Genomic DNA, 24,048 nt, shown 5'->3' with positions numbered 1-24,048 from the left:
AGAGAGAAAGAGAGAACGCGAAGAAAAGAAGACGGCGGGCCTCGCGCCCGCGCCGGCCTCACTCGGAGGCCGGGCACCCAACTCGCTGATGGCCCAAGGCCGACCCGGCAGTCACCCGGCGAACATTACCCAGCGGCCGAGGCGTTGACAATACGGGTCGTCCCGCATTCCACGGCGGGCGGGGAGTTCACGGCGGAACGCCACGCTTTCCGCCGGGCCGAACCAGGGCACGCCGGGGCGACGCCGGAACGCGGCGGGCGCCGGGCCGGCGGCGGTGAACGGCCCGCGCCGGTGAGGGATCTCACAACTCCCGGCGGCCCCGGGCCTCGGCCAACGGCGGGTTTCGGACATCCGAACGGCCGTCAGCCGCACCCCCGACGAAGGTCGGGGGCCCACCCCCACCGTCCGACATGGGCATATGGCCGTCAGATGGCCTACGTTCAGCTGCCATGGAAACAGATCCTGAATTCGGCGGTGCCGGCCGTCGACTGGTGGTCGCCGTGGCGTCGTTGCTCCTGGGGACGGGGGTCCTGCTGTGGCTCTCGCCCGGCGGGTTGGGCGCGGACGAACCGGTGCACGTCGTCGGCGGAACCTCCGTGGACGTCTACCGCTCGATCACGGAGTGGGTCGCCGAGCTGCCCTCGTGGTCGGGGCACCTGCTGGAGATCGCCACCGAGGGCACCCTGGTCGTGCTCGGACTGGTGCTGCTGTGGGTGTGGTTCGCCGGACTCCGCGCCGGCAACGCGGCCCGGGTCGCCGGCGCCCTCGTCGTCGGCGTCGGGATGGTGGCCGCGTACGGGATCAGCGAGGCGTTGAAGGTGGTCGTGGACGAGGAACGGCCGTGCCGGGCCGTGCCGGGTGCCGAGGCGCTGGCCGAGTGCCCGCCCGTGGGCGACTGGTCCTTCCCCAGCAACCACTCGACGCTGGCGGCCGCCCTCGGCGTCGGCCTGGCCATACTGCTGCCCCGGCTCGCCGCCGTCACCCTGCCCCTGGCCGCCCTGGGCGCCCTGCTGCGGGTGGCCGTCGGGGTGCACTACCCGCACGACGTGCTGGCGGGCGCGACGTTGGGCGCCACGGTCAGCGCCGCCGTGCTGCTCGCGCTGGGGCCGGTGGCCGTCCGGCCGACCTCAGCGATCTTCCGCAGGTGGCTCGGGGGCCAGCCCGGCCCGGTGGGCCAACACCGCCGCGGCGGCCCGGTTGCCCACCCCCAACCGCGCGAGAATCGAGCTGACATGGGCCTTCACGGTCCCCTCGACCACGTGCAGCCGCCGGGCGATCTGCCCGTTGGACAGCCCGTCGCCGAGGCAGGCCAGCACCTCCCGCTCGCGAGCGGTCAGGGCGGCGACCCGACGTCTGGCGGCACTCCGGTCGGCGGCCATGCCCGCCCCCTGGGCGGCCAGATGGGCGACCACGCGCGCCGCGACCCTCGGTGAGAGATACGCGGCGCCGTCCGCGACCGCGCGGACGCCCGCGATCAGCTCCTCGGGCTCGCCCGACTTGATCAGGAAGCCGGCGGCACCCTCGCTGAGCGCGCGGATGATGTAGTCGTCCTCGCCGAAGGTCGTCAACATCACCACGGCCGTCGCGGGGGCCGTCCGGCGGATCTCCGCCATCGCGGAGATGCCGTCCAGCACCGGCATCCTGATGTCCAGCACGGCCACCCGTGGTCGGTGCCGCCGCGCCAGCTCGACCGCCTCCCGACCGTCCCCCGCCTCGGCCACCACCGCCAGGTCGGGGGCGGTGGCCAACAGGGCGCACACCCCGGCGCGGATCAGCGGCTCGTCGTCGGCGACCAGCACCCGGACCGGGCCGGTCGAACGGGGCGCGGGCGCCGCGTCAACGGCGGGCTCGGTGGACGCTGCGGACACGTCGGGCTCAGGGGCTGAGGACATCGGCTGACACCAGGGTCCCGTCGTCGAAGCAGAGTCGGTAGGCGTCGCCCGAGCCGTCGTCGAGCGGGTCTGCGGTGAGCGCGTAGTAGGAGCAGTCGGCGCCCGCCGGCGGCGGGCCCACGGACGAGTCCGGCCGGTGCGGGGTCTCCCGATCGGGGAGCAGCGGGGCGATCTCGGCGCGCTCCTGACCGACCCGAAGCCGGGCGAAGTCCTCCGCGTTCAACACCGCGTCGCGCAGCAGCAGCGCGTCCCAACCGCGCAGCACGGCCCCGAGCAGCGCGAGCGCCGCCAGCGGAACGAGCACGGTCAGGGCGAGGGTTCGCCGCACGCCGCGCCGCGCCCGGCTCCGCACCCGGGACGTCCCCGGCGCCCGCCCGAACCCGCCGGGCTCCCCCGACGCCTCGGCCTCCAGCGGGCGCGGCCGGCCATGGTGCGGCAGCCGGGCGGCCACCAGGAACCCGCCGTCCTCGGTCGGCCCGTGCCGAAGCGCCCCGCCGAGCAGCCGCACCCGCTCGTCCAGCCCGAGCAGGCCCAGGCCCCGCGCCTCTCCGGACGCGGGGCGCGAACTCCCCGTGGAACGTGAACCCCCGCCCGCCGAGGGGCCGTTGACCACCCGCACCTCGGTCGTGTCGGCGCCGCGCCGGACGCTCACCGCGACCGATGCCGCCGGCGCGTGCTTGGCAACGTTGGTCAGCGCCTCCCGCACCACCCGCCCGACGGCCCGCGCCACCGGCGCCGGCGGTGCGGGCTCCGCGCCCGGCGGCGCGTCCTTTGGGCCGCTGATCCGGCAGGTGACGTCGAGCCCGGCCGCCGAGGCGCCCGCCACCAGCCCCTCCACCCCGTGCTCCTCGGACTCGGCGCCGCCGGACCCGGCCGGCACCGTGGCGCCGCCCTCCCGCAGCAGGCTGACCACCTCCCCCAGGTGCTCGACGGCCACCGCCGCCTGGGCCCGCAGCTCTCCGGCGGCCTCGCGGTGCCGGTCCGGCAGGTCGGGCGCGAGCCGCAGGGCGCCCGCCGACAGCGCTATCAGGCTCAGGTCGTGGCCCAACACGTCGTGCATGTCCTGCGCGATCCTGGCCCGCTCGCGGAGCCGGGCCTGCTCGGCGACCAGGACGCGCTCCCGTTCCAGCCGCTCCGCGCGCTCCCAGCCGGCCCGCACCAGCTGCCGGTACTGCCGGACGAACCGGCCCACCAGCCAGGGCAACAGGGCCCCGCCGACCAGCACCGCGACGAACCGCCCGCCCCGGGCTATCCAGTCCGGCACCAGCGTCACCGCGACCACGCCCAGGGCGAGCGCCACGCCGAAGGCCAGCAGGGCCTGCCGCGTCCGGCTCGCCGGCTCGGGCCGCAGCCCCGCGACGAAGGAGGCCACCACCGTGGGCACCACCCACCACGGGCTCGGCACGCTGAGCGCCGTGCCGCACAGCGCGGCCACCAACCAAGGCCACCCGTCGCCCCAACGAGCGCGCCGGCCCACGTCCGCACGCATCGTGCGCCCCCTCTCGCCCGTCCGTCCCCCGCCTCGCCGATCGCGCGGGCGCCACCCGCGGGCCTCCCGAAGCCCGCACGCTAGGCGCCGCGCGCCGTCACCACCACTGCCGAAAGTCCAGTCCCTCCCCCCGACCTCCGGCGGAACCCACGCTCCGCCGCCCCAACGCGCCGGCCCGCCTCGCCTCAGCCACGGGGCAGCACCCGCACCCCGAGCTGGGCCGCCAACAGCGGTGCCAGCTCGACGAGTTGAGCCGGGCTGATCACCGCGCCCGCCAGCCGGTCGATGCCGCGCCCCGGCTCGAAGGCGGAGACCGCCCGAAGGTCCACGTCCCGCAGCGTGGCCCCGGTGAGGTCGGGCCCGCGCAGCTCGCAGTCGTCGAAGGAGACCCGCTCCAGCCGCGCCCCGCCGAAGTCCGGCTCGACCAGCACGCATCCCTCGAAGACGACGTCGACCAGCCGGGCCTGCCGCAGGTTCAGATAGTCGATCTTCCCGCCGCGCACCAGCACCCTGGTCAGCGAGGCGCCGCCACACTGCGCGCCGCCGAGCCTGGCGTCGCTGATCTCGACGTCCCTCAGCTCGGCGTCCATCAGATCGACCCCGACCCCCCGCACCTCGGCGAGCAGGCTGTCCAACAGCCGCGCTCCCTTGAGCACGGCCTCGTCCAGCACGCAGCCGCGCAGCGCGCAGTCGAGAAACGTCGCGCCCGGCGCGCGGGCCCCGCTGAGGTCGCGGGAGACGAACTCGACCCCGTCGTAGTCCTCCTCGGCCGCCAGCCGCGCCGTCTCGGCGAAGACCTCCGGCTCCTCGGGCAGCGCGAGCTGCGGCCGCTGGGGCCCCCGCACCGCGTCGCTCCTCCGATCGCTGCCACTTCCGACTCCGCTCGCCCCACGACTTCCGACTCCGCTCGCCATGCCGCCCATCCTGCCCGGCACCACTGACAGTGAGCGGCCGGCGGGGACCGCCTTGACCTCAAGGGCGGTTGAAGAAGCAGGCTGAAACCGCTGGTCCGCGAGGCACCGGCGGTCCGCCACGAAAGGAAGAACATGCACGCGATCCGACTCCACGCCTTCGGCCCCCCGGAGAACCTGACCTACGAGAAGACCGACGACCCCGTCCCCGGGCCGGGTCAGGTGCGGATCGCGGTGGCCGCCGCCGGGGTGCACCTCGTTGACGCCGCGCTGCGCCGGGGCGTGACGCCCGGCGGGATCTGGCCGGCCGTCGAACTGCCCACCATCCCGGGCCGCGAGGTCGCCGGCACGGTCGAGTCCGTCGGGGAGGGCGTGGCCCGCTCGTGGCTGGGGCAACGGGTCTCCGCCCACCTCGGCATGGTCCCCGGTGGCTACGCGGAACTGGCCGTCACGGGCACGGAGACGCTACACCCGCTGCCCGACAACGTCTCCGAGGGCCAGGCCGTCGCGGTGCTCGGCACGGGCCGGATGGCGATGGGGCTGCTCAGGTTCGCCCCGATCGAGCCGGGCGACACCGTCCTGGTGCTGGCCGCGGCCGGCGGCATCGGCTCGCTGCTCGTCCAGTACGCCGCGCACCGTGGGGCCACGGTGATCGGCGCCGCCGGCGGCCGGGACAAGGTCGAGGCGGTGCGCCGACTCGGCGCCGACCTGGCCGTCGACTACGACCGGCCGGACTGGCCGGAGGCCGTCCTGGCCGCGTTCGGCGAGCGCCCCGTGCGGCACCTCTTCGAGGGCGTCGGCGGCGAACGGGCCCGCGCCGCCATCGGCCTGCTGGCGCCGGGCGGCGGCCATGTCGCCTACGGCACGGCGTCCTCGGGCCTCGGCGGCACCGAGTTGGCGAACCCGACCCCCGAGGAACAGGCCGCGCTCGGGATCACCTCCCAGGTCGCCCTCGGCCCCGCCCTCTTCGAACGGATAGGCGGGTTGGAGCGCCTCCGCACGCTGGAGGACGAGGCGTTGGCGCTGGTCGGGGACGGCGTCCTGGTGCCGCTGGTCCAGGAGTTCCCGCTCGCGGACGCGGCCGGGGCGCACCGCGCCCTGGAGAGCCGCGCGACGATGGGGAAGGTGGTCCTGCGCCCCTGACCCCCATCCGAGGTCGGCCCGGGGGGATCGGCACCCGATCCTCGCGGCGGCCGACCAGCCCCCTGAGCAGCATCCGAAAGGCCCACCCTCGCCGCCCGTAACACCCGCGCTGACCAGGCGTTGTAACGCTCAGCCAGCCTCGGGCCAAGTACGGGTGAAGGCAGGAACGAGGGAGGGAGCCAGCCGTGAGAGTGCCCGCCAGGAGCCGCTGCGGTCCGGCCGCAGCGGCTCCGGACCCCAGGGTCTTCGAGGAGTTCTACCGACGACACGTCGACGAGGTGACGCGCTTTCTGGCGCGCCGCGTCCAGGACCCGCACACGGTCGCCGACCTGACGGCCGAGGTCTTCCTCGCGGTGATCGACTCGGCCCACACCTACCGCGCCGCGCGCGGCAGCGAGACGGCCTGGCTCTACGGCATCGCCCGGAACGTGGCGTCGGCGGAGCGCCGGCGGGTGGCGCGGGAGAGCGCGGCCACCAGCCGGGTCGCCGGGCGCCGGCTGCTGGAGGCGGACGACATCGCCCGACTCGAGGAGAAACTCTCCGCCGAGCGCCCCGGCCGTCAGGCCCTGGCGGCCATGGCGCGGCTCCCCGAGGGCGAGCGGGCGGTCATGGAGCTGATCGCCGTGGACCAGCTCACGGTCAAGGAGGCCGCCAAGGCCCTCGGCATCAGCCAGGTCACCGCCCGGGTCCGGCTGCACCGGGCCCGGCGGGCCCTCAGCGTCGCCGCCGCCGAGCCCGAGATCGGCAACCACATCGCGTACTCAGGGAGCAAAGCATGAACAGCACCTTCGAAGACCGTCTGTTGGACGAGCTGAAGCGCCACCACTCCGTCGCGGTGGCCGAGCGGCGGATGGCCGTCGCCCGGCGGCGGCGCCTGATCACGCCGGCCCGCACCGGCCTCGGGCTGGTCACCGCCGCCGCGGCCACGGCGGTGTTCGTGGTCCTGCCGGGAGGGGGCGGCGCCCCGGCCTACGCGGTCGAGCAGGAGGCCGACGGCGGAGTCGTGGTGCACATCTCCGACTGGCCGCACGGGGAGGAAGCCGTGGCCGAGTTCTCCGCCCTGCTGGAGGAGGCCGGGGTGGAGACGCTGTACAACCCGCCGGAGGGCTATCTGTGCCAGCCCCGCGACGAGCCTTCGGCCGGGGAGCCCGGCGCGGACGAGAGCGGGATGACGTTCTCCGAGTCGGGAGAGGACGACGGCGAGCGGTCGTTCGAGGAGGAGACCGAGCCGGGCGAGCGGCGTCCCGCCGAGGTGCCGGACGGCGCGAGCACGGCGGACGGCGTCGAGGTCAACGGCCATGTGAGCTTCCTGGGAGGCGCCACGCCGATCGGCCCGGAGGTGGCCCAGTCCATAGCCACCGCAGGGGACTCGACCGACCCGCTGCTGGACCCCGAGGCCCTGGCGGACCCGGCCGCGACCGAGGGCGGATACACCTACCACCTGACGCGGGGGGACACCGTGATCCTCTCGGACCGGGACGGCGCCGAGTCCATCGCCTTCGTCGAGGGCCAGTGCCAGCCGGTCGCGGGCTGACCGGGCGCCACCGCGCGGCAGGCCGCCGCGCCGTCCCGGGTCGGTCGGGCGCCCGGGACAGCGCGGCGGGGCGGTCAGCTCCCGACCCGCCGGGCCTCCAGGAGCACCAGCCGCTCGGGGTTCTGGATCGGGGCCCGCACCCCGACCTCGGAGAGCACCCGGCCGGGGAGCGTCACGCCCTCGCCCCACCAGGCCAGCGCGTCCATCGCCGGCCCGCGCGGGCGGTCAGCCGGGGCGAGCGGGGCGAGGCGGTAGGTCGCGTCGGGCTCAAGGCCGGGGAGCCGCACTCTGCCGGGCGGGGACTGCACGCTGGTGGCGACCTGGGCCAGCGCGAAGACCGCGTGCCCGCCGTCCTCGGCCACCACGCCGTGCACCCACAGCGCCGGGTCGGGGTGGTCCTCCCGGACCACCCGGCCGGTGTGGAGCAGCGGCCGGAGCCTCTTGTGCAGGGCGATCCACTCGGCGAGGGCCGCGCGGTCCTCGGGCGAGGCACTCGTCAGGTCCCACTCGATGCCGAAGTGGCCGAAGAGCGCGGTCCCGGCGCGGAACTCCAGGCCGTGGGTGCGTCCGGTGGTGTGCGCCTCGGGGGCGCCGACATGCGAGCCCATCAGCTCGGGCGGCAGCAGCACGCCGGTCCAGCGCTGGATGAGCTGGCGCTCCAGGGCGTCGATGCAGTCGCTCGTCCACACCCGGTCGGTGCGCTCCAGGATGCCCAGGTCCACCCGGCCGCCGCCGGAGGAGCAGGACTCGATCTCCAGGTTCGGGTGCCGCTTCCGCAGCTCGTCCATCAGCCGGTAGACGGCGAGCGTCTGGGCGTGGACGCCGGCCCGGCCGGTGGGGCTGTGCCCGGCCTCCACCAGGTCGCGGTTGTGGTCCCACTTCAGATAGGTCAGCTCGTACTCGCCGACCAGGGAGTCCAGCCGCTCCAGGATGTAGGCGTAGGCCTCCGGGTGCCCGAGGTCCAGCACCTGCTGGTGGCGGGACTCCGGGGGCAGCCGGTCGCCGGTGGCCATGATCCACTCGGGGTGGGCGCGGGCCAGGTCGGAGTTGACGTTGACCATCTCCGGCTCGACCCACAGGCCGAACTCCAGTCCCAGCCCCCGGACATACCCGACCAGTGGGTGGAGCCCGTCGGGCCACACCGTCTCGTCGACATACCAGTCGCCGAGCCCGGCGTGATCGTCCCGCCGGCCCCGGAACCAGCCGTCGTCCAGCACGAAGCGCTCGGCGCCGATCTCGGCGGCGGCGTCGGCCAGCTCCTTCAGGCGGGGCAGGTCGTGGTTGAAGTAGACGGCCTCCCACACGTTGAGGGTGACCGGCCGAGGGCTGGAGGGGTGGTGGGGACGGGCCCGCAGATAGCCGTGGAAGCGGCCGGCCAGCTCGTCCAGGCCGGCCCGGCCATAGCTGCCGAAGACCCACGGCGAGGTGTAGGACTCCCCGGCGCCGAGGGCGATCTCGCCCGCCAGCGGCAGCTCGCCGCCGGCCAGCAGCGAGACGCCCGTGTGGGTGCGTTCCGCCAGCGAGCGGTGGTTGCCGCTCCAGCCGACGTGCAGGCCCCAGACCTCGCCTGAGCGGAAGCCGAAGCCGGCCTCGCCCGCGATATGCACGGTCACCGCGTCCGTTCCCGTGCGTCCCTTGCGGTTGTCCCGCAGGTGGGTGCCGATGGTGAACGCGTGCCGCTGCGGGGTGCGTTCCCGCAGGTGGCGGCCGGTCATGTCGAGCAGTTCGGTGGCCCGTTCCGGCACCGGCAGGGCCAGCAGCAGCCCGCCGAGCGTGAACAGGGCGCCGCCGTCCTCGGCCAGGCTGGTCAGCCGGGCCCGCTGCCGCACCAGCCCGCTCTCGGTCAGCTCGATCTCGAGCCGCAGCTCCAGGGCGGCGACCACGTCCTCGGCCACGACCGCCAGCGAACGCCCCTCGGCCCGCAGCGAGGTGACGGCGAAGGCGGTGGAGAAGTCGGCGCCGGCCCGGTGCCCCGTGAGCCCCGGCGTGCCCTGCCAGCCGGCCGAGTGCTCCGGCAGCAGGGAGAGCGGCACGGCCAGGTCGACGTTGTTGGAGGCGATCTGCGGCACCGCGGCCCGGGCCAGCGAGGCCATCGCGTCCTGGCCGAGTTCGCCCAGGTCGGCGCCCCAGTGCACGACGCGGGGCAGACCGCCGCCCGTGCAGTCCAGCACCAGCGCGGTACCCGCCGACCGGAAGTTCAGGTACGACCCATCGTGCATCGACGATCCCTTGTTCGCTCGTGTTGGTACATGCGCGATTATTTCTATGTTCGCGAGGCCATGCCGGTCAACACGAGACGGCCGGCACGAGGACGGCCGGCACGAGGACGGCGGACCGTCCAGGACTTCGACGAGGACTGCCGCCAGCGCGGCGGAAAGGGGTCCGCTCGACGGGATCATCGCCCCGGAGCGGCCGCGCGTTCGACCCGGCACGGGACCGAACGACTGTGAGCCGCCTGTCGGATTCGAACCGACGACCTGCTGTTTACAAGTCCGAAGGGGTGGACCGTTCGGGGTCTATCCCACTCCCCCGAGTTCCAGAAGTGCCTGGTCAGTGCGACTGTGACTCTCTCCGGCTCCACCCGATTCCACCCCACTCCGGGACCGCCGCTCACGCAGCGCTCACGCAACTGAACCTCTCCGTAGGGCAGTTGACCTGGGGCAACTCCATTATCCCGAAGAGGGAGACGGAGGGCAACGCCCTCCGCCTTGACTACCTAACCTGGGGTTAGATAGGGTGCTCTCGATGGACACCACACCCTGGCGTCAGCGCGTGCAGGCCGAGGACGAGTTGCTGGAACAGCTCCGACTCCAGGTCTCGCACGCCGCCAAGCGCCGTGCTGCCGCCCTTGCCGAGGGCGTGGCCGAGCTGGGCAGCGTCTACGCGGTCGCTAAGGAGTTGGGCCGCAGCTGGCAGGCCATCGACAAGGCCATCAAGAAGCACGCGCCCGAGTAGGGCGCCGACCACAACCGAAAAGAAACGGGCCGGACGGCAGCTCCCGAGTGCTGGAACACCCGAGGCGCGCGCGCCGTCCGACCCGTCCACCGAACTCCCTGATTAGCCCAAGGAGACGGCACCATGGATTCTTCCATGGGCGCGCCCTCGCGCACCCCTTCCCCCTTCCGCCGCATCGTGGCGGTGGGCATCATCCGCCGCGCCAGCGGCACCACCACTCTCGCCACCGTGCTGCCCGCCGGCCGCGCGCCTCGGGGCGGTGAGTCCCGGTGAACCGCTCGGAGCTGCCGGCCGAGCTGCGCGAGCTGCTGACGGTCGTGCACGACGCGCTGGACGTGCCGCTGCCCGCCCGGCCGGAGGACCAGGCGGCGGAGGAGCGGCTACGTCAGGTCCGGGTGGTGCTCGCCCGCGAGACGCTGCGCCGCCTGACCGGCGACCGCCTCATGCTGCTCAGCTGGGCCGAGGAGGCGGACCTTCTGCGCCAGCTGGTCGCCACCGAGTACCCGGTCACCTACGAGCCGTACCAGCTCCCCGAGCAGCCGGGGGGCGAGCGGTGAGCGCGACGCTTCCCCCGTTGCCGCCGGAGTGGCCGGTGTGGGCGGTTGGCGCGGTCACCGTGGCGGGCGTGCTGTGGCTGGCCGCGCTCGCCGCCGGGGTGCTGCGCCGGCGGCTGGCCGGAACGCCGGCCGCCGTGGTGGTCACCGCCGTGGCGGCGGCCGGCTGCACCGGGTACAGCGCGGACACCAGCTGGCGGTTCGCCGCGCACTGGCTCGACATGGTCTCCACCCCGGAGCGGGCGGCGCTGTTCGCCGCCGGGGAACTCGCCCTGTTGGCGTGCGCGCTGATGGCCCGCCAGTCCCTCGCGGACACCGGGTCGCCGGGCGTGCCCGGTCTGCTGGTGTGGTTGATCGCCGGTGTCCAGGTGATCCCGGCGTTCGCCGAGGGCGGTGTGGTGGGCGGCGTCGTGCGCGGCTTCTTCGGGCCCATCCTCGCCGCTCTCCTCTGGCACCTCGCCATGGGCATCGAGGTCCGGCACGCCCGCCCCGAGACCGCCAGCCGTGGGCTGCTGGCCGTTCTGGGCCGGGACCTGCGGGAGCGGGCCCTGTCCCGTCTCGGGGTCGCCCGGCGCGGCCGGGACGCGGCGCAGATCACCCGTGACCGGTGGACCGACCGCGCGGTGGAGTACGCCGACCGCCTGGAGCAGCTGCCGGAGAGGGCCCGCCGGCGGCGGGCGCGGGTCTCGCGCCGGCTGGCCCGCGCGGTCGCCCGCTCCGGCGTCGGCACCAACCCCGAGCAGCGGCGCCGGCTGCTCGACGGGTTGGCCGCACGACGCGGGGCGGCGCAACTCGCCACGATCCCCCTGCCCTCGCCGTGGGTGCTGCCCGAGGCGCCCCCGGCCGCCGGCTCGCCGCGTGCTCTGGCGGGTGCGGAGCTGCGCCGGATGCACCCGGTGGATGCGGTGCGGGCGGTGGCGGATGCGCACCCGGATGCGCACCCCGCGCTGGTCGCGTCCATCGCGACCGAGCACGGCATCCCTACCTCGGAGGCCCAGGCCGACATGGTGTTGCGGCGGCGGGAGCGCGCCGGCGGGATGCGGTCGGTGGCCGCATCCGCCGCAGGTCAGCGCCGCGCGACTGTCAGCGCCCGGGTCGGGGACGTGGGTTCCGTCCGCATCACGGATGGAACCCGGGATGCGCACTCGGATGCGCAACCCGATCCACATCCGGAGACGAAGCCCGAGCACCAGGACGACGGGCCCGAGCTGGACCCGGACCCGCGCCTGGACGAGGCGCGGGAGATCGACGCCGCACACGTCGCCGAGCACGGCCGCCCGGCTGGGTTGCGCATCCTCCAGCGTGAGATGCGCATCGGCCAGCAGAGGGCGCAGCGCATCCGGGCGCAGCTCGACCGCGCTACCGAGGGGGCGCCGTCGTGACCGCGCTCCTCCTCTTCCTCGGCTTCACCGTCGCGGCCGGCGTTCTGCTGGCCGCCCTGGTCCCCGAGGAGCGCCGCGCGCTCCTCGACTGGGCCCTGATCACCGCCGTCACCGGCGCGGCGGTGGCCGCGCTCCTCTACCTCGGGGGCACCCCATGACCGAGTTCTCCTCCCCGCCGATGGTCGTCACCCTCGGCTCGGTGACCGCTGGCCTGGCCATCCTGGTCGTGATGCTGATCCGCTGGTGGACCCGCGACGGCCGCCGGGCCAAGGCGCTGTTGCCCTACCTGTTCTCGACGCTCTACGGGATGCTGCTGGTCCTCACCGGCGGCGGCCTGCTGGGCGGGGCTGCCGGCTGGGCCCTGTGGGGCACCACCGAGACCGGGGACGCCGCGCTGGAGCACGGCACCGGCTCGGAATCCCCGGTGGTCACCCGGCAGTACGCGGACGCCCTGACCCCCGGCGGCTCGATGGTCGTCATCCTGTGCACCGTGGCCCTGGTCGCGCTGCTGGTCTGGGGCCGCCGCCCCTGGGCACACATCGTGCTTGGCCTGCTCACCGGCATCAGCCTGGGGCTGGCCGACTCCATCGCCGGGTGGACGGCCGTCGCCCTCGCCCCGGCCGCGAACGGGGTCGGTGACGCGCTCGGGGGACTGCTGTGACCGGGCTGCGTCCGGGGCCAGCCCTGACCGAGCCGGCCGCCGACATCCACGACGGCCTGATTCTGCTGGCCCGCCGCTGGGCGACCTGGCAGTGGCCCACCACCCTGCCCCAACCCGCCGCGCCGGCGGGGGAGTCGGAGGAGAAGCCGCCGGCTCCGCCGACCGGGTACCGCGCGGTCTGGGCCCTGTGGCGGCTGCGCGCCGGCCGCGCCGCCGGCGTCCTTGGCGGCGGCTACCTCGCCATCACGGCCGCCGTCGGCACCCTCAACTCCGCACCCTGGATGGCCGCCCCTGCGGGTGTGCTGCTCGCGGTGGCTGCCCGGCGCGCCGCCGTCGACGCCCGCCCCCCAGCCCCGGCCGTGGACGACGACCAGGTACTCGCCGCCGTCCACGCCCTGTTCGGCGACGCCGACCGCATCCACCTCTCCCCGCTCGCCCGGGCCCTCGGCGAACGGCTGCCCGGGGAGTGGACGACGGCCACAGTGCGGGAGTGGGCCGGCCGCTCCGGTGTCGTCGTCACCGAGTCGGTCCGGGTGAAGGGCGTGGGGGTGAACACCGGGATCTACCGCCGGGATCTGCCCCCTCCCCCGCCCCTCTCCGACCCCCTCTCGGGGCGTAGCCCCGCAGGTCAGGGAGCTACAGCTACACCTACAGACCTGGAGATCGAGGAATGGGCGCCGGGGGCGTTCACCGCCCGCAACCCCGCCGAGACCACCGCCCGCCACCACACCATCTGACCCCCGGGCCGGCCGTCTGCTTGCCGGCGTGCCGGCCGGCCCGGGACCCGCCCCATCCCTGGAACGGAGAACCATCATGCCCCGCATCTTCCGACGGCCCGCCCAACCGCCCGCCGCGCCGCGCCCCCTGCCGCCCTTCCCCCAGCCCGTCAGCCGGAACCCCGAGTGCCGGCAGTGCGGCCAACCCTGCACCCTGGACAACGGCAAGTGGGTGTGCGGCCACTGACCACCGCCACACAGAACAACGCCCTCAGCAACCGGAGTTGCTGGGGGCGTTGTTCGTGCGGCCGGGCCCGGCCGCGTCCTCGCGCGGTGACAGCCAGCACCGCGCGAGGGGTCCGGAGCTGGGATCAGGCCGCGTCGCGGTCGCGGGCGCGTTCGCCGAGCCGCAGGACGGGCAGGACCCGGCCGGCCGCGACGGCCGACTGGGCCTCGTGGATGCGGCGGGACTGATACGGAGCGCAGAGTTCGTCCACGTCCGCGAGGGCGACGAACCGAAGGTCCGAGAGTTCGTCGCGGGCCGGCTCGGGGATCGCGGCCTGGGCGGCCTCGGCCGGGGTGAGCTGGCGGCCGATGGTGTAGACGGTGTTGTACCCCTCCGCCTGGGCGGCACGGGCGGGCACCCAGTCGCCGGCGACCACGACGCCGGTGACCTGGAGGCTGAGGCCGGTCTCCTCCAGCAGTTCCCGTTCGGCCGCCTCGTAGGAGGGCTGGTCGGCGTGGGCGCCGCCGCCGGGCAGCTGGTAGACGCCCCCCTCCTTGTAGGTGGGCTGCACGAGCAGCACCCGTCCGTCCGGGTCTTCCAGGTAGACGAGGGCGCCGATACGGCGGGCGGGCGGGGCTGCGGGGTCGATGTCCGCGTGGGCCATGGCTATGTCCGTTTTCTCTGTTGGGTGGGGAGTCGGGTCAGTTGTCGTCGCGCGGGGTCTTCGCCTTGTCGGCCGCGTCGGAGGCGATGTCAGCGGCGAAGCCCCGCGCTTCGCTCGTCGCCGTATCGCTGTGGATGATGGAGGCGGCGGCGCCCAGGTCCGCCGCCACCCGCATCGCCTCGTCGTCGGACAGGTGGGCGGCAGCGTCGTAGTCGGTCATCGTCTAGTCCTCTCTGTCGGCCCGGCGGATTCGGATGATGAACTCGCCGAACAGCCAGCAGCTCGCGGCTAGGTAGCTGGCGGCGAGGGTGGTGGTGAGGGCGAGGGCGATCACGCGGTCTCCGGGCGGTGGGGTGGTGCCCGCCCGCCGACGGGCGGGCCGGCGGGCGGGTGGGTGCCCGCCCCGCGCGGAGGTGGGGTGCGCGGGGCGGGCGTCCCGCCGGCCGGGGCCGGGGCCAGCGCTTGGGTAGGCCACCGGGCGGCGGGAGAACGGGGGCCGCCGGGCTACGGCGGCGGGGCGGCGGTCACCGGAGCGCACCGCCCAGCACCCGGTCGAGCGCGGCCAGCAGTGCGGCCGGGTCGGCGAGCGGCTGGCCTCGGGGTGGGATGCGCCAGCTGGTGGCCGGCCCGCCGTCCCAGCGCGTCCAGACCTCCGTCGCGGCGGGCACCGTGAGGCGACGCCCCGCGCGGGTGCCGCGCAGCACGTCCACCTGGCGCAGGTCGGGCCAGGTGTCGGCGCTGCCCACCGGGATGAGCCAGGCGAGGGAGCCAGCCGGCATGGTGGCCTGGTTGCGGATGACGGGGGTGGTCGGCAGGACGTCCACCACGGGCATCCCCCGACCCAGCGGTAGGCGAACGGCGTCCCAGTGCACCCCGGCCGGCAGGACGGTCGCGCCCTGGAGCGCGCTGGGCATCCAGGCGGGCGGCGCGTTCACCGCGCGGCCCTCGGCAGCGTGGCCCGCAGTTCGCGCAGCAACCTGTTGGGCGGGGCGATCACGGCGCGGTCCTCGGGCGGGATGGTCCAGTGCAGCGGCGGCACGCTGGTGTACGGGCCGGTGCGCGCGGCCGTCGCGGGCGGGATCTCCATGCGGCCCTCGGCTCGCAGCGTGGTCCCGGGCGGCAGGTCGGCCGGGTCAAGGGACTGGGCGGGCACCAGCCACGTCAGCGTCTCCTCGGCCGAGGCGATGGCGGGGGCGCGTTCCAGGCGGCTGGCTGCGCTCCAGGCGCGGGCGCGGGGCGCGGTCAGCGCGTCCCACCAGCGGCCGACGGGCAGCCAGGTCGCGGCCCGGGCGGGCATCCACTCGGCGACGCGGGCGGCGTGGATCGCGGCCATCAGCGCCTCGGGGTCCGCGATTCCCTGGCGCGGGCCGGGCGGCGTCGTCCAGCAGACGGCGCCGCCCGGGCCGAGGCGTTCGGCAGGCGGCACCAGCAGCTCGGCGCCTGCCGGCAGCAGGTCCAGCCCCGGGGGCAGCACCCACCAGACGGCAGCCCCCTGGGGCACCAGCCACGTCACGGTACCGGCCCGACGGTCGCGGATGCCCGGCTGGTGACGAACCCGCTCGACCACCGGCGCCCACAAGGGCAGCTGGGCACGCACCGCATCCCACCAGCGGCCGGCCGGCAGCGTCACCGGGTCGGCCCCGGTGGGCATCCACTCGTCGTGCGCGGTCTCGTCCATGCCGGTTCCTCCCACCAAGGCGTGTGCCAAGGACGGTAGGGAGCGCTCTGCGCTCGATGCCAGCGATGTGCAGCCATGTGCGCACAATCGCGCCTCGTCGCACACGCATACGACGCGGTCTTGACGCAATCGTTGAGCCCCTGAAGAGTTCCGCACATAACCGCAAACCGAAAACCGGGAGGCCGAGTTATGCCGGTACGGTTCATTGGGATCGACCCCGAGTCGGAGCACGGCGATAGCCCGACGGTGTGGGCGAACACTGACGCTGGCGAGCTGCTGATCCAGGGATGGACAGCAACAGAAGAGGAGGCCACCCGCTGCTACAGCGAAGGCGGCACCGCACCCGGGCACGAAGCGGCCGTGCCTGACCACGAAACCATCATCCGAATCCCCGCGCGCATGGCACCGATCCTGAGGAAGGCGCTGGATGCCCTCGACAGTCCCACCGATCGCTGACCTGCTGGACTCCGCGACCGAATCGGCAGTGCATCTAGAGATGCGAGACGTCTACGCGGTCAGCCCGGAGAACGCGGAGATGGAGCACTGGCGGCAGACCGGGGAGCGCTCAGGACCCGACTCCGCATACTGGCGTGACTGGGTCGGCCTGGTGCAGCGAACCGTGGCCCGAGGCGTCTCGGTGCGGCGGGCCAGGGTGGTGTCAGAGCCCGCGAGCGAGTACATCCGATACGAACACGCCGGCACTTCAGTGAACCAGTTCGCCGGCGAGCTGGTTCGGTGGCTGCCCCGGGAGCAGGCATCGAGACTGCTCTTGCCGGGCACCGACTACTGGCTCTTCGACGGTCGGCTCGTCCGCTTCGGCTACTTCAGCGGCGACGGCGCGGTGACCGGGCACGAACTCGACAACGCCCCTGACGTCGCGAGGCTGTGCGCGGCAGCCTTCGAGGAGGTGTGGGGACGCGCCCTCCCGCACGACGAGTACAAGATCCGTTGACGGCAGGCTGGCCAGTTCGTGACCGCATCAGCATCGTCCGCAGCGCAAGCCGCCCGCGAAGCGGTGAGTAGGCGCCTAAGAGAGCTACGCCAAGACGCTGGACTGACGATCGTTGAACTGGCCAGCCGCTGCGGCTGGCACCACGCCAAGACGAGTCGCATTGAGAACACCCGCTCCACACCCTCTACAGACGACATTCGCCGATGGTGCCGTGCGTGTTCAGCAGATGACCAAGCTGACGACATCGTTGCCGCATCCCGAAACGCGTCATCTATGTACACCGAGTGGCGCCGCTCGATGCGTACCGGCTTGCGACAGCTCCAGGAGAGCTATGGCGAACTCTTCGAGGCGACAGAGACGTTCCGGGTCTACTCCACACGCATCGTCCCGGGCATCCTCCAAACCGAGGGCTACGCGGCCGCGTTGCTGCGCGGCATCGCACGCTTTCATCGAGCGCCTGACGACGTGGACGATGCCGCAGCAGCTCGTGTCGAACGGTCTCGCATCGTGCACCAGCCGGGGCACCGGTTCATCCTCGTCGTCGAAGAGGCGGCGATGTACTACCAGTTGGGGAACACAGAGGTGATGGCTGGCCAGCTCGGCTACCTTCTCACTGCGGGTGCGCTGCCGGCCGTCTCGCTGGGGATCGTTCCGGCCAGCCTGGCCGACCGGCCGATCCGGCCACTGGAGACCTTCCACGTCTACGACGACTTGGTCGCCGTGGAGTTGCTGACTGCACGCGTGACGGTTACTCAGCCGTCGGAGGTTGCGCTTTATCTGCGGGCATTCGAGGAACTGCGGTCGCTGGCTGTGTACGGGGCGGATGCGCGGGCGTTGATCCTCCGCGCGATCGAGGCCCTGCGGTGACATGACGGACCGCCCCCGCCCACCGGCCGGTTGGCCAGCGGGCGGGGGCGTTGTCGTCTACCACTGCCGTCGTGCGGGGTCCAGCGCGCCGAGGAGACCACCGCCGGTGGGCGGAGTCTCCGGGGTCGAGGTCGGCGAGCAGGCGTAGTCCGTCGAGCCCGAGGACACGGGCGTGCACCGGTACGTCGTGCCGTCCGGGCCGGTCCATGTCCAGCTGGTCGGCGGCGGGCCTGCGGGGCCGCGTTCGCCGGCGGGTCCCTGCTCGCCTGAGGGCCCTGCGGGGCCTGGTTCGCCGGCGGGGCCCTGCGGTCCGGGTGGGCCGGTGGCGCCGTCCGTGCCGGGGGTGCCGGCCGCGCCCGGCTCCCCGTCGCCCCCGGGTTCCCCGGCCGGGCCGTCGGCCCCGTCGTCACCCGGGGCGCCGTCCTCACCGGGTAGGCCGCGCGGACCCTGCGGGCCGGTGGGGCCGCGCTCGCCCGGCGGGCCGACGTCCCCGGCCTCGCCCCGGGACCCCGGCGGGCCGGCCACCGGATCGCCCCCGAGCCGCTGCACCTGGGCCGCCAGCGCGTCCCGCGCGGTGTTCGCCGCCCGTAGGTCGTCGGCCAAACCCTGCATGGTGACCACGATCCAGGCCAGCACCGCGACGGCGCCGACCACGCCCAAGGCGTACCCGAGGTCAGCGCGGCGCGGTCTCCTCGTCGGTCTCATGCGGCACCAGCTCCCCGCGCGGAGATCCACACCTGGAGGAGCAGCAGCGCGACCGGCGCGATGAGCGCGGTGAACACCAGCCGCCTGTCCGCCTGACGGCGCTGGTCGGCCGCCCGCTGGTCTGCGTCCCGCTGCCGGTGTTCCTCGGCGCGCGCCTCCTCGATGCCCTTCACACGCTCGACCAGGAGTCGTAGCGCCTCGTCGCGGGCCTGCTGCTCCAACTGGTAGCGCTCCATGGAGACGCGGGAGTCGAGCCGCCCAGCGAGATCCCTGACGTCCTCTTTGAGGTCGGCGTGCACGTCGGCCAGGCGGCGGGCGATCTCGCCCAGGGTCGGCTCATCCACGGTCACCCCCTCGGCGGCGTGGGCGTCTCCGTGGCGCCGGGCCCGCCCGGGGTGGCCACGGCGGTCAGCACCGCGAGGAGCGCGGCGCCGCCGGCGGTCGCGAATGCCGCCGGCCAGTCCACGGTGAGGATGTCCACGGCGCCGGCGCCGAGCACGGCCACGAGGGTCTGCGCGGCGGTGCGCACGGCGCGCTCCAGGGTGGCGCGCCACCAAGTCCAGGTCGTCATCGTCGTCTCTCCGTTCGTCAGGCCGGCCAGGCCAGCAGGCTGGCGGTCAGCTCGTCTACGGTCAGGTCGCGGTCGGTGAGGTTCAGCAGGTCCACGACCAGCCGGTTGTCGTCGGTGCCGGGCAGCATCCCGGGCCAGGTGTGCACGAAGTGCCCCCGGCCGCCGGCATGGACCGGGCTGCCGATCGGCCAGCTCTTGGCGCGCTTCCAGTCCCCGCCCGCTGGCCGGGAGTTGCGCGCGATCCGGACCTGCACTTCCTCGCCGGACTCCATGCCGTCGACGCGGAACCCCACGCCGAGCACGAAGGCGTGCGCGCCGTGCAACAGCGTCTGCTCGGCCTTCTTCTCCGTCCAGCCCTTGCCCTGCACGTGGTACCGGTCCCACGTCACCGTGGTCCAGGCGCCGGCGGTGAGCGTCAGCGGCGTCGACTTCTCGTAGTAGCGGTCCATGGGCCGGGCCTCCTCGGGCTGTTCGGTCGGGGGCGGGGTCGTCGGGGTGGTGGTGTCGCCCGGGGACCAGCTGGCCGGGTGCTGGAGGCGCTGGGCGACCCGGCGCCGGATGTCGCCCATGGAGACGCCGGGCCCGCGCGGGTCGACCTTTCCCGGCTGCCACTCCGCGTGGCCGATGACCGAGGTGTCGCCCTTCTTCCCCCAGCCGTGGGCCCGGCAGATCGCCGCCGACGCGCGAACCATCGCCTCGACCTGGGCGGCCGGCCAGGGGTCCTTGCCGTCGCCGAGGTTGACGCACTCGAATCCGTAGAACCGCGCGTTGCCGTCGGTGTTCGCCTGGTTGTCCGCCGGCAGCGGGCGTTCGTCGATCACCGCCTGGAGCACGTCCCCGTCGCCCGAACCGGCGTGGTTCGCGCGGCCGTTGCCCACCAGGTACACCGTGCCGTCCTTCGCGATGACGCCGTGGCACAGCGGCCCAGGCAGCGCGCTGTGCCCCTCGTAGCAGAGGCGAACGGACGCCTCGGTGCCGGTGGTCACGGTGTGGTGCAGCATGACGCCGTTGACCGGGCCCCAGCGGCCCTTGTGGTTGCGGTTGTGGGTGCGCCAGCTGCGGTGTTCCACGATCTTGACGCCCTCGGCGCGCAGCGCGGCCAGCAGCCGGTCGGCGGTCAGCGGGGTGGCCATGCGGCCTCCTCTCATGGGTCGGCCCCGCGCCGGGGCGGGGGCGGGGCGGGGGTGGTCAGGCGGGTCCGGCGTAGTAGATGGCGATGCTGGGCCGGGTCGACCCGGTGGCCGTCGGCACGGCACTGCCCGAGTTCTGGAAGGGGCACAACTCCAAGTAGTCACCGACCCCGTTGCACGCCAGCGGCAGGTCCGGGGCGGCGAAGGCCAAGTAGGTCGTGCCGCCGCCGCCGACCCACGGCCGGGTGGTGGCGGCGGGCGGCAGGGCGCCGTTGAGCCGCCACGAGGCGCCGCGCAGCAGTGGGGAGCCGCCGCTCGCGCTTTGCAGGCTGACGGTGCCGGTGACCTTGTACCAGCCAGAGACGGTGGGCCGGTACCTGCCCGGTTGGGCGGCGGACCAGCCGCCCAGCAGGTCCACGGAGACGTTGTCCCACTGGAGGGCGTCGGCGGACTGGCCGACGGTGTTGCTGGAGATCTGCTGCTCGGCATCGCGATAGGCCGAGAAGACGAGCCGGCCGATGAGGAAGGCTTGGTTCATGATGCTGGCCGAGAGGCGTTGTCCGGGGCGGACGATCGGCGGGGGTGTGGTCATGGCAGGGGCCTCCCTACAGGGCGACGATCATGGGGCGGTGCAGGCGGATGTCCGTGCCGGAGGCGTGGCTCTTGGACACGGAGTTGACGGAACGCTCGACGGTCATCAGCTGCGGGCTGACCATCTCGAACCCGTCGAACGCGATCGTCAGCCCGGAGTTGCTGTTGCCCGTCGAGGTCATGGCGACGACCCCGACGAACCCGGAGGTGATGACGGTGTCGGTCGCGGTTACCTGCCAGCCCATCGGCTCCCGCACGGTGGCCGGCCACGCCTTGGCCTGGATCGTGGAGCCGACGGTGCGGCCCCTCAGCCACCAGGTCGTGCCGCCCGCGTAGGTGCGGCCGGTGGGCACCAGGGCGCTGATCGGCGTCAACCCTCGGGCGATCTCCAGGCTGACGCTGCCGCCGAGCCCGAGGATCAGCCGGGGCCAGTACCATTCCGCGCCGGAGATCCGCAGCATCGAGCCGACCAGCAGCGGGGCGCCGGTGGCGACGGCGCTGGGGGTGATGGACACCAGCACCTCGGCGTCGGCATGGCTCCAGGTCGACACGTACTGGAAGCGCGGCGCGTTCGGCGCTGGCAGGGCGACGATGCCTCGGCCGCCGGCCACCGTGCGGTCGGCCGGGGCGCCACCGGTCAGCACCCATGACACCGGGGTGGTGCACGGGAGATCGCCCCAGCCGGACGCCTCGGTGCGGGCGAAGTCGTCCCACACGAACGGCTCGACGGCGGTCGCCGTGACGACTTCGCCGCCCACGGCCAGGTCCACGGGCAGGTCGCCGGCGACGGCCGTCGGCGCCGGCCCGGCGCTGGTCACCCACACGGGGCCGTCGAGAGTCTGCACGATCAGCCGGTCGTCGTCCGGCGCGGCGTCGGCCGCCAGCGTCGAGCCGTCGGTGTCGATGCACGCGGGGGCGTCGTCGTCCGCCGGGTTGGTCTCCCCTACTTCGGCGGTGCGCCAGACGGACGCTGGGGCGCAGGCCAGCTCCACGTCCCAGGTGTCAGCGTTCAGGATCTCGGTGTAGGACTGCGCGATCAGGTCGATGTCGACCGCCGGCAGCCAGGACGGCGGATTGGCGATGGTGATGCGGGCGCCGACGTCCACCCGGTCGAGGTAGCGCTGGATGTGCTCGGCCATCCGCTGGTTGCGGAGGTTGAGCCGGATGACGGGGTAGCGCATCTCGTCGGGGGTGCCGAGGTGGAGGCGCCAGGCGGCGATCTGGTCGAGCTGCCCGTCGCTGGCGACGTTGAGATCCACGCTGGAGTCGTAGACGCCGATGCCCGCCGGCGGAGCCTGGATGGACAGCGGCCCGGATTCCAGCACCGCCCGCGCCGACGATCCACTGGTGCGAGTGACGGTGATGTCGTTGGTGACGTCTTGGTCGTCGTCCTGGGGTTCGATGGGTGGGGCGATGTGCCCGGCGGCGTAGTCCAGCGCGAGGTCGGGCGGCCGGTTGTACTGGGCCAGGCGGGGCCGGTAGCCGAGCCCGATCTGGTCGCGCAGCTCGGTCAGTTCGCCGCCGTCGGCCTCGGCCGCCTGCCGGACCAGGTCCAGCACGGTGGCGATGCGCTGGGGGCCCAGCCAGGTGTATCCGCTCCCGTTGAGTCCGGGGGTGGCGATGGGTAGTTGCTCTTCGGTGGCCAGGCGGCGCATCCGTATTGGCGCGGTCTCCCACCGGTGCCCGTCGTCGGGGCCGCCGGACCCCGCGCCGTATACGTCCAGGCTCGGGTTGTTGATGTAGGTGATGTGCCCGACGGGCATCCCGACCAGGGCGGTAGGCCACTGGCAGTTGATCCGGCGCGGCCGCGTGAACGGCAGTGGGCCGACGTTGCTGGAGGTGCTGGTGTACCAGTTCTCCGAGGTGCCGATGGGGGTCCACCACAGCCGGTAGTCCCAGCCGCCCGTGATGGGCACGGCGACCAGCCGCACCCGGCACCAGCGGCCGTAGGCGGCGGCCAGCGCGGTGGAATCGTTCCACCAGCCTTGGGCCACCACGGCTCCGTCCTCGTCGCGGGCGATGATCCGCGCCTCGCCGCCGCCGATGTACCCGGTGATGGTGGCAATGCCGCCGCCGGTGGTGTCGACGCGGAACCACCCCGCGCTGGAGCTGGGCAGGGTGTCGAGTCGGTAGGCCATCTCCGCCCGCCACCCCAGCGCCGGGTTGGGCAGTGAGGGCAGTGGGGCGAGGAACGTCGCGCCCTGCTGGAGCACCGGCAGTGGCGCCGAGCTGGGGAGGTCCGAGGCGGCGGCCATGTCCAGGTTCGCGATCGTTGCCGGCTGCCCGCCCGCAAGCGCCGAAGCGGCCTCGGTCGCCTCGGCGCCATCCTCCAGCGGCCAGTACGCCAGTACGTCCGTTGAGGGGATGCGGCGGCGTAGCGTGGACTGGAGGGGGCGGGCGCCTTGGCCGAGGCGCCGGAGTATGCCGGCGGCGGTTACGGGCACCCAGATGTCGGTGTCGCCGGGGGACCAGCGGGGCGGCCAGGCCGGGATCTCCCCGACCCAGCGCGGGTACCAGTCCGTCACCTCGGCGCCGCCCACCACGGTCCAGGGCACCCCAGCGGCGTCGGTGAACGCCGTGGCGCCGGGCGTTTGCGCCGTCAGGTCCACATCGGTGAGCGGCGGGCCGTCGATCCCGTCCCGGAGTTGGAATGCGTAGTAGCGGCCGGCCGCCTGCTGAAACCCGAGGTCCGTGGCGTTGCCCAGCTCCAGGTCGGCGTCGCCGCCGGTGATGACGCTGGTGGTGCCGGCGCCGATGTGCGGGGCGCCCAGCACGCTCCAGGGGCCCGCCATCGTCGGCGCGGTGTAGTAGGTGAGGGTGTGCCCGCCGTTCCCGTTGTCGATGTCCAGGGTGAAGCGCAGCGCGATCCGCTGGCCGGGGCCGCTGGTGATGGGCGCGGTCGAGGGCACGTTCAACTCTGGATAGAAGCTGCCGTCGGGTGACCAGGCGACATACAGCCGCCCGTCCAGCTCCAGCAGCAGACGCCAGATACGCGTCCGGCCGGTGTGGTAGCGGGCGGCCACCTCTTGGGTGATGGTGCCGATCTGGTCAGGCGCCCACTCCACGCGCACGTCCAGATCCCCTGTGGTGTCCAGCGCGGCCGAGCTGGGCGTGGACAGCCTGCCGACCGGCGCGGCGGGGACGCGCAGGTACGGCGCCCCCGCCCGCACGCTGACCCTGACCGGGGTGTTGCGGCCAATCCGCCCGTACAGGTCGCTCCTCGGGTTGCGCGGCGAGTACCGGCCCACGGCGCCCGTGACGCGGGAGATCCCGTTGTTCAGCTGGAACGAACACGACCCGGGGTCGGCGGTGTTGGCGCCGTCTGGTCGGCCCCGGGTGATGCGGGTGGCCTCCCTCGTGCGGACGTCCGCCGTGATGTCCTCCCACTGCCCACCGGTGTTGATCTCATAGCGCAGCTCAGGCACTC

At 74.0% G+C, this 24,048-nt stretch carries 26 protein-coding genes and 2 pseudogenes; 14 read left to right on the top strand and 14 right to left on the bottom strand.

All coding sequences use genetic code 11. The features are described 5' to 3' along the window. Positions 1-449: 449 nt before the first annotated feature. Positions 450-1,172: pseudogene (locus FH609_RS32275) on the top strand (phosphatase PAP2 family protein); the annotation flags it as partial. On the opposite strand, the gene FH609_RS11840 reads toward FH609_RS32275, so the two are convergent. The 3 genes from FH609_RS11840 to FH609_RS11830 form a co-directional block, all read right to left on the bottom strand. Further along, positions 1,128-1,892 (bottom strand): response regulator, encoded by a 765-nt coding sequence (locus FH609_RS11840; protein WP_139667215.1) that lies wholly within the window; start codon positions 1,890-1,892, stop codon positions 1,128-1,130. The pseudogene FH609_RS32275 and the gene FH609_RS11840 sit on opposite strands and share 45 nt — an antisense overlap. Continuing rightward, positions 1,876-3,327 (bottom strand): sensor histidine kinase, encoded by a 1,452-nt coding sequence (locus tag FH609_RS11835; protein WP_226961609.1) that lies wholly within the window; start codon positions 3,325-3,327, stop codon positions 1,876-1,878. Before FH609_RS11835 ends, FH609_RS11840 begins: the two co-directional genes overlap by 17 nt. 239 nt (positions 3,328-3,566) lie before the next feature. Continuing rightward, the gene (locus tag FH609_RS11830) at positions 3,567-4,226 is read right to left on the bottom strand and encodes a pentapeptide repeat-containing protein (protein ID WP_226961584.1); all 660 of its coding nucleotides are present in this window, start codon (positions 4,224-4,226) and stop codon (positions 3,567-3,569) included. Between the two features lie 201 nt (positions 4,227-4,427). On the opposite strand from FH609_RS11830, the gene FH609_RS11825 reads away from it, so the two are divergent. The 3 genes from FH609_RS11825 (at position 4,428) to FH609_RS11815 (ending at position 6,969) form a co-directional block, all read left to right on the top strand. Beyond that, on the top strand, positions 4,428-5,435 hold the full coding sequence (locus FH609_RS11825) for a zinc-binding dehydrogenase (RefSeq protein ID WP_139667217.1): 1,008 nt from the start codon (positions 4,428-4,430) through the stop codon (positions 5,433-5,435). Positions 5,436-5,620: 185 nt separating this feature from the next. Further along, on the top strand, positions 5,621-6,214 hold the full coding sequence (locus FH609_RS11820; RefSeq protein WP_139667218.1) for an RNA polymerase sigma factor: 594 nt from the start codon (positions 5,621-5,623) through the stop codon (positions 6,212-6,214). Continuing rightward, on the top strand, positions 6,211-6,969 hold the full coding sequence (locus FH609_RS11815; protein ID WP_139667219.1) for a hypothetical protein: 759 nt from the start codon (positions 6,211-6,213) through the stop codon (positions 6,967-6,969). Before FH609_RS11820 ends, FH609_RS11815 begins: the two co-directional genes overlap by 4 nt. A 74-nt stretch (positions 6,970-7,043) precedes the next feature. On the opposite strand, the gene FH609_RS11810 is transcribed toward FH609_RS11815, so the two are convergent. Beyond that, the gene (locus FH609_RS11810) at positions 7,044-9,188 is read right to left on the bottom strand and encodes an alpha-galactosidase (RefSeq protein ID WP_139667220.1); all 2,145 of its coding nucleotides are present in this window, start codon (positions 9,186-9,188) and stop codon (positions 7,044-7,046) included. 526 nt (positions 9,189-9,714) lie between these two features. Between FH609_RS11810 and FH609_RS11805 the strand changes: the two genes are divergently transcribed. From FH609_RS11805 to FH609_RS11785, 7 genes are all read left to right on the top strand, one after another. Next, positions 9,715-9,924, top strand: a complete 210-nt coding sequence (locus FH609_RS11805; RefSeq protein WP_139667221.1) for a hypothetical protein — start codon at positions 9,715-9,717, stop codon at positions 9,922-9,924. A 123-nt stretch (positions 9,925-10,047) separates the two neighbouring features. Next, positions 10,048-10,197 carry a hypothetical protein gene (locus FH609_RS31045; RefSeq protein ID WP_193317857.1) on the top strand — a complete coding sequence of 50 codons (150 nt, stop codon included), beginning with the start codon at positions 10,048-10,050 and terminating at the stop codon, positions 10,195-10,197. After that, on the top strand, positions 10,194-10,481 hold the full coding sequence (locus FH609_RS11800; RefSeq protein ID WP_139667222.1) for a hypothetical protein: 288 nt from the start codon (positions 10,194-10,196) through the stop codon (positions 10,479-10,481). Before FH609_RS31045 ends, FH609_RS11800 begins: the two co-directional genes overlap by 4 nt. After that, on the top strand, positions 10,478-11,860 hold the full coding sequence (locus tag FH609_RS11795; protein ID WP_405378905.1) for a hypothetical protein: 1,383 nt from the start codon (positions 10,478-10,480) through the stop codon (positions 11,858-11,860). Before FH609_RS11800 ends, FH609_RS11795 begins: the two co-directional genes overlap by 4 nt. Continuing rightward, entirely contained in the window at positions 11,857-12,018 is a 162-nt protein-coding gene (locus FH609_RS31040; RefSeq protein ID WP_193317856.1) for a hypothetical protein, read from the top strand. The genes FH609_RS11795 and FH609_RS31040 overlap by 4 nt, the downstream gene beginning before the upstream one ends. Further along, positions 12,015-12,521: a hypothetical protein gene (locus tag FH609_RS11790; protein ID WP_139667223.1), complete on the top strand. Its 507-nt coding sequence runs from the start codon at positions 12,015-12,017 to the stop codon at positions 12,519-12,521. The genes FH609_RS31040 and FH609_RS11790 overlap by 4 nt, the downstream gene beginning before the upstream one ends. Next, complete coding sequence (locus FH609_RS11785) at positions 12,518-13,258, top strand: hypothetical protein (protein WP_139667224.1); 741 nt, start codon at positions 12,518-12,520, stop codon at positions 13,256-13,258. The genes FH609_RS11790 and FH609_RS11785 overlap by 4 nt, the downstream gene beginning before the upstream one ends. 350 nt (positions 13,259-13,608) lie before the next feature. Here FH609_RS11785 and FH609_RS11780 read toward each other — a convergent pair whose 3' ends face one another. The 4 genes from FH609_RS11780 to FH609_RS11765 all read right to left on the bottom strand — a co-directional run bounded on the left by FH609_RS11780 (position 13,609) and on the right by FH609_RS11765 (position 15,805). Further along, positions 13,609-14,127 (bottom strand): NUDIX domain-containing protein, encoded by a 519-nt coding sequence (locus FH609_RS11780; RefSeq protein WP_139667225.1) that lies wholly within the window; start codon positions 14,125-14,127, stop codon positions 13,609-13,611. A gap of 37 nt (positions 14,128-14,164) precedes the next feature. Then, positions 14,165-14,347, bottom strand: coding sequence for a hypothetical protein (locus FH609_RS11775; RefSeq protein ID WP_139667226.1), 183 nt, complete (start codon positions 14,345-14,347; stop codon positions 14,165-14,167). Between the two features lie 304 nt (positions 14,348-14,651). Further along, entirely contained in the window at positions 14,652-15,062 is a 411-nt protein-coding gene (locus FH609_RS11770) for a hypothetical protein (protein WP_139667227.1), read from the bottom strand. After that, the gene (locus FH609_RS11765) at positions 15,059-15,805 is read right to left on the bottom strand and encodes a hypothetical protein (RefSeq protein ID WP_139667228.1); all 747 of its coding nucleotides are present in this window, start codon (positions 15,803-15,805) and stop codon (positions 15,059-15,061) included. Before FH609_RS11765 ends, FH609_RS11770 begins: the two co-directional genes overlap by 4 nt. A 189-nt stretch (positions 15,806-15,994) precedes the next feature. Between FH609_RS11765 and FH609_RS11760 the strand changes: the two genes are divergently transcribed. Genes FH609_RS11760 through FH609_RS11750 form a run of 3 tightly spaced genes read left to right on the top strand, consistent with a single transcriptional unit; the run spans position 15,995 to position 17,624 of the window. Continuing rightward, positions 15,995-16,261 (top strand): hypothetical protein, encoded by a 267-nt coding sequence (locus FH609_RS11760; RefSeq protein WP_139667229.1) that lies wholly within the window; start codon positions 15,995-15,997, stop codon positions 16,259-16,261. Beyond that, on the top strand, positions 16,233-16,757 hold the full coding sequence (locus FH609_RS11755; RefSeq protein WP_139667230.1) for a DUF6879 family protein: 525 nt from the start codon (positions 16,233-16,235) through the stop codon (positions 16,755-16,757). Before FH609_RS11760 ends, FH609_RS11755 begins: the two co-directional genes overlap by 29 nt. Before the next feature lie 18 nt (positions 16,758-16,775). After that, complete coding sequence (locus FH609_RS11750; protein WP_139667231.1) at positions 16,776-17,624, top strand: helix-turn-helix domain-containing protein; 849 nt, start codon at positions 16,776-16,778, stop codon at positions 17,622-17,624. 57 nt (positions 17,625-17,681) lie between these two features. On the opposite strand, the gene FH609_RS32115 is transcribed toward FH609_RS11750, so the two are convergent. From FH609_RS32115 to FH609_RS11720, 6 genes and pseudogenes are all read right to left on the bottom strand, one after another. Continuing rightward, complete coding sequence (locus FH609_RS32115; RefSeq protein WP_139667232.1) at positions 17,682-18,329, bottom strand: collagen-like protein; 648 nt, start codon at positions 18,327-18,329, stop codon at positions 17,682-17,684. Next, positions 18,326-18,673, bottom strand: coding sequence for a hypothetical protein (locus FH609_RS11740; protein WP_139667233.1), 348 nt, complete (start codon positions 18,671-18,673; stop codon positions 18,326-18,328). Before FH609_RS11740 ends, FH609_RS32115 begins: the two co-directional genes overlap by 4 nt. Before the next feature lie 2 nt (positions 18,674-18,675). Continuing rightward, positions 18,676-18,900 carry a holin gene (locus tag FH609_RS11735; protein ID WP_139667234.1) on the bottom strand — a complete coding sequence of 75 codons (225 nt, stop codon included), beginning with the start codon at positions 18,898-18,900 and terminating at the stop codon, positions 18,676-18,678. A gap of 344 nt (positions 18,901-19,244) precedes the next feature. Continuing rightward, positions 19,245-20,033: pseudogene (locus FH609_RS31620) on the bottom strand (N-acetylmuramoyl-L-alanine amidase); the annotation flags it as partial. A 55-nt stretch (positions 20,034-20,088) separates the two neighbouring features. Then, the gene (locus FH609_RS11725; RefSeq protein WP_139667235.1) at positions 20,089-20,622 is read right to left on the bottom strand and encodes a hypothetical protein; all 534 of its coding nucleotides are present in this window, start codon (positions 20,620-20,622) and stop codon (positions 20,089-20,091) included. A gap of 13 nt (positions 20,623-20,635) precedes the next feature. Continuing rightward, on the bottom strand, positions 20,636-24,046 hold the full coding sequence (locus tag FH609_RS11720; protein WP_139667236.1) for a hypothetical protein: 3,411 nt from the start codon (positions 24,044-24,046) through the stop codon (positions 20,636-20,638). Positions 24,047-24,048 lie beyond the last annotated feature (2 nt).

This window comes from Streptomyces sp. 3MP-14 (assembly GCF_006334905.2).
Lineage (GTDB): Bacteria > Actinomycetota > Actinomycetes > Streptomycetales > Streptomycetaceae > Streptomyces > Streptomyces triticirhizae.
This window is presented reverse-complemented; position numbering and strand designations above follow the sequence as displayed.

Coding starts and splice junctions, on each gene's coding strand:
- FH609_RS11765 (WP_139667228.1), bottom strand. CDS start 15,805: ATGGACGAGACCGCGCACGACGAGTGGATGCCCACCGGGGCCGACCCG.
- FH609_RS11805 (WP_139667221.1), top strand. CDS start 9,715: ATGGACACCACACCCTGGCGTCAGCGCGTGCAGGCCGAGGACGAGTTG.
- FH609_RS11735 (WP_139667234.1), bottom strand. CDS start 18,900: ATGACGACCTGGACTTGGTGGCGCGCCACCCTGGAGCGCGCCGTGCGC.
- FH609_RS32115 (WP_139667232.1), bottom strand. CDS start 18,329: ATGAGACCGACGAGGAGACCGCGCCGCGCTGACCTCGGGTACGCCTTG.
- FH609_RS11725 (WP_139667235.1), bottom strand. CDS start 20,622: ATGACCACACCCCCGCCGATCGTCCGCCCCGGACAACGCCTCTCGGCC.
- FH609_RS31045 (WP_193317857.1), top strand. CDS start 10,048: ATGGATTCTTCCATGGGCGCGCCCTCGCGCACCCCTTCCCCCTTCCGC.
- FH609_RS11790 (WP_139667223.1), top strand. CDS start 12,015: ATGACCGAGTTCTCCTCCCCGCCGATGGTCGTCACCCTCGGCTCGGTG.
- FH609_RS11755 (WP_139667230.1), top strand. CDS start 16,233: ATGCCCTCGACAGTCCCACCGATCGCTGACCTGCTGGACTCCGCGACC.
- FH609_RS11780 (WP_139667225.1), bottom strand. CDS start 14,127: ATGGCCCACGCGGACATCGACCCCGCAGCCCCGCCCGCCCGCCGTATC.
- FH609_RS11815 (WP_139667219.1), top strand. CDS start 6,211: ATGAACAGCACCTTCGAAGACCGTCTGTTGGACGAGCTGAAGCGCCAC.
- FH609_RS11825 (WP_139667217.1), top strand. CDS start 4,428: ATGCACGCGATCCGACTCCACGCCTTCGGCCCCCCGGAGAACCTGACC.
- FH609_RS11775 (WP_139667226.1), bottom strand. CDS start 14,347: ATGACCGACTACGACGCTGCCGCCCACCTGTCCGACGACGAGGCGATG.
- FH609_RS11760 (WP_139667229.1), top strand. CDS start 15,995: ATGCCGGTACGGTTCATTGGGATCGACCCCGAGTCGGAGCACGGCGAT.
- FH609_RS11810 (WP_139667220.1), bottom strand. CDS start 9,188: ATGCACGATGGGTCGTACCTGAACTTCCGGTCGGCGGGTACCGCGCTG.
- FH609_RS11840 (WP_139667215.1), bottom strand. CDS start 1,892: ATGTCCTCAGCCCCTGAGCCCGACGTGTCCGCAGCGTCCACCGAGCCC.